General features: G+C 28.0%; 2 protein-coding genes. Both read left to right on the top strand.

Annotated elements, in window-relative coordinates; all coding sequences use genetic code 11:
* The first annotated feature begins 312 nt into the window (after positions 1-312).
* Positions 313-522 carry a hypothetical protein gene (locus AVBRAN12640_RS09885; protein ID WP_336609192.1) on the top strand — a complete coding sequence of 70 codons (210 nt, stop codon included), beginning with the start codon at positions 313-315 and terminating at the stop codon, positions 520-522.
* 91 nt (positions 523-613) lie between these two features.
* Positions 614-813, top strand: a 200-nt coding sequence (locus AVBRAN12640_RS09880) for a phage head morphogenesis protein (protein ID WP_336609191.1), incomplete at its 3' end; no start/stop codon positions are given.

The following is an 813-nucleotide window of genomic DNA, read 5'->3' as shown; positions in this document are numbered from 1 at the left end:
AGGATTAAGTTTTATATAGGTTTAAAATATTTAAATAATAAAACTATGCAAACTAAATTTATACCTTTATAGGATAAATAATGTTTTTAAAAGCTTTTTTAATGAAATAAATAAGCTGTGGATAATATAGATTTAATGATGTTGGGTAGTGGGTTTAGATAAGACTTATAAGAACAATTTTAAAAGTCCTTGAAAACTTAAATTCTTATGAAGACGCTGTGAATAAACTACTTAATTAAGGCATAAAACAAGACAAACTAGAAAACATAATGGCTCAAGTTTTAACAAATATTAGTTTAAAAGGCTTAAGCGATGAATGATTTAAGCAATATTTTTAAACTAAGTCCTTTAGACGCAATTAAATACTTTGATGATAAATTACCTAAAGATTATGATTTTGATAAATTACGCTTTAGTGCATATAATCGCACATTTTTAATAAGTGGGATAAATGAAATTGAAACACTTAAAAGAATGCATAGTATACTTAAAAAAAGCTTACTTGGATGGCACAAGCTTTAAAGATTGTGTAGAAGAGCTTAAAAACGCTAGTGGACTTCATAAACACCATTTAAAAGTTGTCTTTAATCAAAACCTAAGATAAGTATATGGTTTGGCAAGATATGAAAAACAACTAATTAGCGATAAGCCTTACTTAAGATATGTAGCAATTATGGATAATAGAACTAGAGATAGTCATAAAGCCTTTCACGGACTTATTTTACCTAAGGAGCATTATTGTTGGCGTAACAATTATCCACCGAATGGCTGGGGTTGTAGGTGTAAAATCCAAGCATTAAGTGAAGATGAAGC

This window comes from Campylobacter sp. RM12640, from assembly GCF_020137595.1.
Lineage (GTDB): Bacteria > Campylobacterota > Campylobacteria > Campylobacterales > Campylobacteraceae > Campylobacter_E.
Note: the sequence above shows the minus strand (reverse complement) of the source record. Positions and strands in the feature narration are given on the sequence as shown.